The sequence below is a fragment of the Tissierellales bacterium genome (assembly GCA_025210965.1).
Classification (GTDB): Bacteria; Bacillota; Clostridia; order Tissierellales; family JAOAQY01; genus JAOAQY01.
Genome location: JAOAQY010000077.1, coordinates 1 through 7,235, shown reverse-complemented (window position 1 = coordinate 7,235; position 7,235 = coordinate 1). Strand labels below are relative to the sequence as shown.

Sequence of the window (7,235 nt, the reverse complement as noted above, 5' to 3'; positions counted from 1 at the left end):
TTTCTCTTATTTGTTCTAATTCGCTACGCGTAGCATTTTCCTCGTTAGAGCTACTGTCCTCAGCATCTTGTGGTTCTGATTCATCGCTAGGTTCAATCTTATCTTTTGGTTTTCTTTTGCCTCTGTCGTCGTTTTTGCCTCTGTCGTCATCTTTATCTTTGTCATCGTCTTTGTCTCTGTCATCGTCTTTGTCTCTGTCGTCATCTTTGTCTTTGTCATCGTCTTTGTCTCTGTCATCGTCTTTGTCTCTGTCGTCATCTTTGTCTCTGTCATCGTCTTTGTCTCTGTCATCATCTTTGTCGTCGTCTTTATCTCCCTTGTCTGGTCTGTCCGGCTTGTCCGGTCTTTCTGGTTTATCCGGTTTTTCAGGCTTATCAAAAGTTTTTTCTAAGTTATTAGAAACAAAACTTCTGTTTGCTCCGAGAGCAAATGCGCTCGATGTGAGCAGAAATACCAGGGCGATAATGAGTAGTAAATTAAATTTTTTCAAATAAAGCACCTCCTATAAGCATTCTTCTTTATTATTATACCCGGAAAATCAAGAATTAAAACAAATACTAGCTGAAAGCAAGTGTTTGTGATAGAGTAATAATAAAGATAGTATTTTGATATTGATTGGGTATAGAGATACTTATAATCATAAACAATGATGGGGGGAAAATCATGTTAGCATTAAAAAATGGTCGAGTTTATACGATGACTGGCAAAGTATTAGAGCGTGGAACTGTTCTAATAGATGAAGGTAAGATAATATCAGTTGGAGAAGAGTTGGATATTCCAAATGAGTGTAGGGTAATAGATGTTCATGGACAGAATATTATGCCTGGATTTATAGATGCACATTGTCATTTAGGACTTTTTGAAAATAATATGGGTTTTGAAGGTGACGATGGAAATGAAATAACAGATCCAGTTACACCACAGCTTAGGGCTATAGATGGAATAAATCCTATGGATGAGTCATTTGAAGATGCATACAAAGCTGGAGTTACATGTGTTGCGACAGGTCCTGGTAGTGCGAATGTTATCGGTGGGCAATTTGCTATCATAAAAACTTATGGAAATAGAGTTGATGATATGATAGTAAAGGAATCAGCAGCCATGAAAATTGCATTTGGTGAAAATCCTAAGAGATGCTATAATGCACTCAAAAAATCGCCAATGACTAGAATGGCAACTGCATCTATTCTTAGAGAGACGCTTCATAAAGCTAAAAATTATGCAAAAAAAGTTGATGATTTTGAAGCTGGTATTTCAGAGCATCAACCAGAGTTTGATATGAAATTAGAGGCAATGAAAGCGGTTATGGATCATGAGATACCACTAAAAGCTCATGCACATAGGGCTGATGATATTTTCACAGCTATAAGAATAGCGAAAGAATTTAGTGTAGAACTTACACTAGATCATTGCACAGATGGATCGCTAATATCAGAAGAATTGGGTAAAGAAAACTTTGCAGCTATAGTTGGTCCTTCGTTTGGTTTTAAAACGAAAATAGAGCTAAAAAATAAAAGTTTCAAAACTCCTGGAGATTTACAAAGAGCCGGAGTTAAAGTAGCTATAATGACAGATTCACCTGTAATTCCGCAGGAATATTTGAGTCTTTGTGCAGCTTTAGCAATAAAAGCGGGCATGGATGAGATGGAAGCACTCAAAGCTATCACAATAAATCCAGCAGAGATACTCGGCATAGACGATCAAGTTGGAAGTATTGAAGAGGGAAAAGATGCGGATTTAGTAGTGTTTGATGGTAATCCGTTAATGGATTTACATTATGAGACAAGACTCACTATGATAAATGGAGAAATTGTATATAATCAAATATAGCAAGCCTATACTTGACAAAATATTTAGTCTGTGACATAATTTAAACATAATAGAATGGACAGTGCGTCTATTCGTAAATAGCGATTCTTCAGGGCAGGGTGAAATTCCCGACCGGCGGTTATAGTCCGCGAGCGAAAGCTGAACTGGTGAGATTCCAGTACCGACAGTAAAGTCTGGATGTGAGAAGGATTTATGGTGATTGAATTTTTTGCCCCTGAGGATTTTTCTCAGGGGTATTTTTATTTTCAATAACCTACTTCCCAAATCATAAGCCTTGAAATACTAGGAGGAGAATGATATGGAACGAATCGAAAAGAAAAAAATATGGACTACAGGATGGATGGTAAAGGTATCGGTATTATCAGTAATTGCATTTTTAATTATGTTTTTAGAAGCACCGCTTTGGTTTACACCACCATTTTTGAAGGTAGACCTAAGTGATTTGCCAGCACTTATAGGTGCATTTGCATTAGGCCCTATTGCAGGAGTTATGATTGAATTAGTTAAAAACATATTGCATATGGTTTTAAAGGGCACTTCTACTGCGGGTGTTGGAGAACTTGCGAATTTCATTATAGGAGTTGCGTTAGTTTATCCTGCTGCATTTATATATCACAGGAATAAATCATTTAAGTCAGCGGTTAAAGGACTTGTAGTTGGAGTTTTGGTTATGACGATAGTGGCATCAGTAGCTAATTATGTGTTCTTAATTCCGTTTTATGCTAAATTATTTGGAGCTAATATAGAAATGTATGTATCTATGGGAGCAGAGGTCAATAGTTTAGTAAGTGATTTCAAGACATTTATATTATTTGCAATAGTTCCATTTAATCTATTAAAGGGTATAGTGGTTTCTATTTGTACTATGTTACTCTATAAGAGATTATCTGGAATACTTCACAAGTAGATTATATATTAGGGATGCGATGCATCCCTTTTTCTTTTGCAAAATTTCACTAGCTATTTATTTTTTTTCACCGTTATTATATAATATGGGGATGAAAGTGTGCGAATTGAATTGTTAATATTGAAAGGATGAAAATATGTTTGAATATAAGAGTTTTAGCCCAGAGGATACAGCTAAACTTGGGAAAGCTATAGGTGAAAGTTTGTCTGGCGGTGAGGTGCTTTGCTTTAGTGGAGATTTAGGGGCAGGAAAAACTACATTGACCAAGAGTATAGCAGAGGGAATGGGAATAGTTGATTATATAACAAGTCCTACATTTACTATAATAAATGAATATGATGGAGAAATCTCGCTATATCATTTCGATGTTTATAGATTGGGAGATTGTGATGAACTATATGACATAGGATATGAAGACTATATAGATAGCGATGGAGTTTGTATCATAGAGTGGTCAAATTTAGTGGAAGATGCACTTCCAAATGACCGTTTGGAGATTCGTCTTTTGAGAACCGGCGATATGGACGAGCGATCAATTGAACTTGAAGCAAAAGGACAAAATTACGAAAAGTTGATAGAAAGTATAGAAGGGAAGTTATAAAAATGTTAGTGTTAGCGATAGATACATCAAGTGTTGTGGCAACATGTGCACTTTGGGAAGAAGGAAGACTTGTAAATGAGAGGGTATCAAATAGCAAAATGACTCATTCACAGACACTTATGCCAATGATAGAAGAGATGATGAGAGAATCAGAACTAGAGATTGAGAGTGTAGATTATTTTGCAGTTGTAACTGGACCAGGATCTTTTACAGGGCTTAGAATAGGAGTGGCTACAGCTAAGGCATTAGCTCATGCACTTGGAAAGTCCGTAGTTGGAATTCCTGCTATGGAAGCACTTGCATATAACCTACCATATGTGGATGGAATTATAGTTCCGATAATGGATGCGAGAAGAGATAGAGTGTTCACAGCTATATATAGATGGGAAAATAACAAATTAGAGATTGTAATGGATCAAGATGTTATGCAAATTGATGATTTGATAGAGAGATTAAAGTCTGAGGATATAGTTTATTTTTGCGGAGATGGAAGCATAAAATTTAGAGATAGATTTGAAAGTGGAATTGATGGCAAGGCAGTGTTTGCAAGAGCTTATGTAAATATGCCAAAAGCATCATCTGTAGCAGAGGTAGCTGCAGATAGGATAAAAGAAGGCAAGATACAAACTCATTTAGAATTGGTTCCTAATTATCTTAGAAAGTCTCAAGCTGAGAGAGAGTACGATGAAAAACATGGAAATTAGAGAGATGATGGAGCAGGATCTAGATGGAATATTGGAAGTCGAAAAACTTTCCTTTCACACACCGTGGTCTAGAGATGCATTTGAAAAGGAACTGAGAGAAAATAGACTTGCAAGGTATGTAGTTGGAATTATAGATGGTAAGGTTGTGGGATATTGTGGGGTATGGCTTATCGTAGATGAAGGACATATCACAAATGTAGCTGTTCATCCAGATTTTCGAGGACATGGTGTTGGAAAGAAACTAGTGCGAGCACTTATTGATTTATGTGAAAGTGAAGGCATAGAAAAAATGACTTTAGAAGTTAGGGTAAATAATGAAGTTGCAATAAATTTGTATGAAGGTTTTGATTTTAAGGGAGTAGGAGTACGCAAAGGATATTATACTGATACACATGAGGATGCTCTTATTATGTGGAGAGGTGAAACTGAATATTAGACTAACTTGGAGGTTTTGGATATGAAAGATAAAAGAACTAAGTTTGACTATTTAGAGGGATTTAAACTTCTTGCAACTAATCCAAAGAAGTTTTTTCAAAAATTACATCAAAGTATAAATATATTAGTGCCTATGATTATTATAGCTATAGTAATGGGTGTGTTGGCATATATATCTATCGACAAGCAGGCATATGTAAATGAAACACTTAAATTCTATGAAAACTTGGATAGAACAGCTCCTTCATTAGCTCAAATAGATCAGGCATATATAGCTAGAGTAGCATCATTTGTTTATGGACCACTGCTTGAACTTTTGGTTAAAGCTGCACTAGTTGCAGGACTCGCAACTATGGCGGGTGGAGTAGGTAGCGTTAAAACAGCGTATTCTATAGCATTATATTCTTATATGCCAATGTTGATTGGAAAAATATTGGTTGTTATAGCTACGGGAGATATAGAGGCAAGCCTCAGTTTAGCTGGTATGATGACTGGGTTTGAAGGAGATTTTATTTATTATTTCTTAGCTCAGATAGACCCATTTGTGATACTTTATCAAATACTAATGATTATTGGTATAGTTGAGATATTTGATGTTGATAAAAAGAGAGGTACATTTGCAGTACTTTGTCCATGGATACTTTGGATTGGAATAAAAGCTGGATTTCAAAATATGAATTACCATTATGGAACGGATATTTTAATATAGGAAGTGAAAATTATGAATGAAACATTGTTGACTATGGCTATTGAATCGTCTTGTGATGAGACATCTATAGCTATACTTAGAAATGGACGAGAGGTCCTAACTAATAGAATAGCATCACAGATTGAGACTCATAAGAAGTTTGGTGGAGTAGTGCCGGAAGTTGCGTCGAGACAACATATAGAATGTATAGATTATATTATAGATGAGGCACTTACGGAAGCTGGAGTTACATTTGAAGAAATAGATCACATAGGAGTTACTTATGGTCCGGGGCTTGTGGGAGCATTGCTTGTAGGACTTTCTACAGCAAAAGCACTTGCATATGCTTTGAAAAAGCCATTAGTTCCAGTAAATCATATAGAAGGTCATATCTGTGCAAACTTCATAGAGCACAAAGATTTAAAACCACCATTTACTTGTCTTGTAGTGTCTGGAGGGCATACTCACTTAGTAAATGTAAAAGATTATGGTGAATATGAAATAATGGGTAGAACTAGAGATGATGCAGCTGGCGAGGCGTTTGATAAGGTTGCAAGAGCAGTTGGTCTAGGATACCCAGGAGGGCCGCTAATAGATAAGCTTGCAAAAACAGGAAATCCTGAAGCTATAGATTTTCCAAGAGCATATCTTGAAAAAGGTAGCTTTGATTTTAGTTTTAGTGGTCTAAAATCAGCAGTACTAAACTATCTAAACAAAAAACGAATGAAAGATGAAGCTATAAACGAAGCGGATTTGGCAGCTAGTTTTCAGGCATCTGTAGTTGAAGTATTGGTAGAAAAAGCTATTCGTGCAGCGAAGAAGAATGGTCACAAAACAATAGCTATAGCAGGTGGAGTAGCTTCTAATCAAGGGCTTAGAGATGAGATGGAAAGGCGTGGTCAAGAAGAATGTTTTAAAATATTGTATCCATCGAGAGTTTTATGTACAGATAATGCTGCTATGATAGGATGCGCTGCATACTATGAATATTTGAAAGGTGAGCGTGGGAATCTTTCGCTAAATGCAGTTCCAAATCTAAAACTTGGTGAGAAGCGATATTAATTTGTAAATATAAAGTGATTTAATTTAATAACTGAAGTAGTTTAAGAGCTTGATAATATGAGGATTATCGAGCTCTTTTTTTAGTCAATTATCAATCATGGTTAAAAAGTTTCACTGTGATAATTCATCTAAAGGGGGTAAAGATAAAACAGAGAAATTATATTATGAGGGCAGAAGGAGGAGTATTTATGAAAATAGGTATCAGAGAGAAGGTAATAGGGATTATATCTATACTTATTATTTTGTCAGTTGCCAGTCTAGGAATATTTAGTTATATCAATTCAGCGGATGTACTATCAGATTCACTTAGACATGATCATTTTGAATTGAATAAAGAAATAGCTGAGGCTATAGATGTTCAATTCGAGGGATATATGTCAGGGCTTAAGATGGTAGCAGATAGTGGAAATACGAAAACTATTGGAGAAGTTGGATTTAATCAGTGGAGAAGAGACGTTTTTAAGACATATGTTGACAATTTTGAACAGGTAACACAGGCATTTATAGGTCTTCCAGATGGAACGATTCACATTGAACCACAATATGAATTTGCAGATGATTATGATCCAAGGCAGAGAGCTTGGTACAAAGGGGTTATGGAAAATAATGGTCCGTATTGGACTGATGTTTATTTAGGGGCAGTTAGTAAAAAATGGACTATAGCAGGTGCAGTACCATCAAAAGATACAAATGGAAATTTCCAAGGGGTTCTAAGTATGAGTATCATATTAGAAGAATTGGCTGATGAAATTTCACAGATAAAAGTTGGAAAAGATGGTTATGTGTTTATACTAGGAAGAGATGGAACTGTTATTTCACATCCTGATGAGAGCAGAATAGGTAGTAATATGGATCAGGCCGAAATTCAGCAAGCTATAGCTAAAGAAGATAGCGGAACAATAGACTATAGCTTTACAAATTCAGAGGGCAAAACTCGAGACAAATATGTAGTTTACCAAAAGATAGATAGCTTGGGCTGGTATGTTATGACATCAATGTATGTAGATG

The 7,235-nt window shown here is 35.9% G+C and carries 9 protein-coding genes and 1 riboswitch; of the genes, 8 read left to right on the top strand and 1 reads right to left on the bottom strand.

What is annotated here, in order from left to right:
* Positions 1-490 (bottom strand): hypothetical protein (locus N4A40_05830; GenBank protein ID MCT4661365.1); only part of this gene is annotated, 490 nt, incomplete at its 3' end.
* A 173-nt stretch (positions 491-663) separates the two neighbouring features.
* On the opposite strand from N4A40_05830, the gene N4A40_05825 reads away from it, so the two are divergent.
* From N4A40_05825 to N4A40_05790, 8 genes are all read left to right on the top strand, one after another.
* Positions 664-1,830: an amidohydrolase gene (locus tag N4A40_05825; GenBank protein MCT4661364.1), complete on the top strand. Its 1,167-nt coding sequence runs from the start codon at positions 664-666 to the stop codon at positions 1,828-1,830.
* Between the two features lie 80 nt (positions 1,831-1,910).
* A riboswitch (FMN riboswitch) is annotated at positions 1,911-2,023 on the top strand.
* A 105-nt stretch (positions 2,024-2,128) separates the two neighbouring features.
* Positions 2,129-2,737: an ECF transporter S component gene (locus N4A40_05820; protein MCT4661363.1), complete on the top strand. Its 609-nt coding sequence runs from the start codon at positions 2,129-2,131 to the stop codon at positions 2,735-2,737.
* Between the two features lie 136 nt (positions 2,738-2,873).
* Entirely contained in the window at positions 2,874-3,338 is a 465-nt protein-coding gene (tsaE, locus tag N4A40_05815; protein MCT4661362.1) for a tRNA (adenosine(37)-N6)-threonylcarbamoyltransferase complex ATPase subunit type 1 TsaE, read from the top strand.
* 2 nt (positions 3,339-3,340) lie between these two features.
* Positions 3,341-4,042 carry a tRNA (adenosine(37)-N6)-threonylcarbamoyltransferase complex dimerization subunit type 1 TsaB gene (gene tsaB / locus N4A40_05810; GenBank protein ID MCT4661361.1) on the top strand — a complete coding sequence of 234 codons (702 nt, stop codon included), beginning with the start codon at positions 3,341-3,343 and terminating at the stop codon, positions 4,040-4,042.
* Entirely contained in the window at positions 4,023-4,478 is a 456-nt protein-coding gene (gene rimI, locus N4A40_05805) for a ribosomal protein S18-alanine N-acetyltransferase (protein MCT4661360.1), read from the top strand. The genes tsaB and rimI overlap by 20 nt, the downstream gene beginning before the upstream one ends.
* 21 nt (positions 4,479-4,499) lie before the next feature.
* Positions 4,500-5,186 (top strand): YIP1 family protein, encoded by a 687-nt coding sequence (locus N4A40_05800; GenBank protein ID MCT4661359.1) that lies wholly within the window; start codon positions 4,500-4,502, stop codon positions 5,184-5,186.
* 12 nt (positions 5,187-5,198) lie between these two features.
* Positions 5,199-6,227 carry a tRNA (adenosine(37)-N6)-threonylcarbamoyltransferase complex transferase subunit TsaD gene (gene tsaD, locus N4A40_05795; GenBank protein MCT4661358.1) on the top strand — a complete coding sequence of 343 codons (1,029 nt, stop codon included), beginning with the start codon at positions 5,199-5,201 and terminating at the stop codon, positions 6,225-6,227.
* Positions 6,228-6,415: 188 nt separating this feature from the next.
* The coding region (locus N4A40_05790) for a cache domain-containing protein (protein MCT4661357.1) at positions 6,416-7,235 on the top strand (820 nt) is incomplete at its 3' end.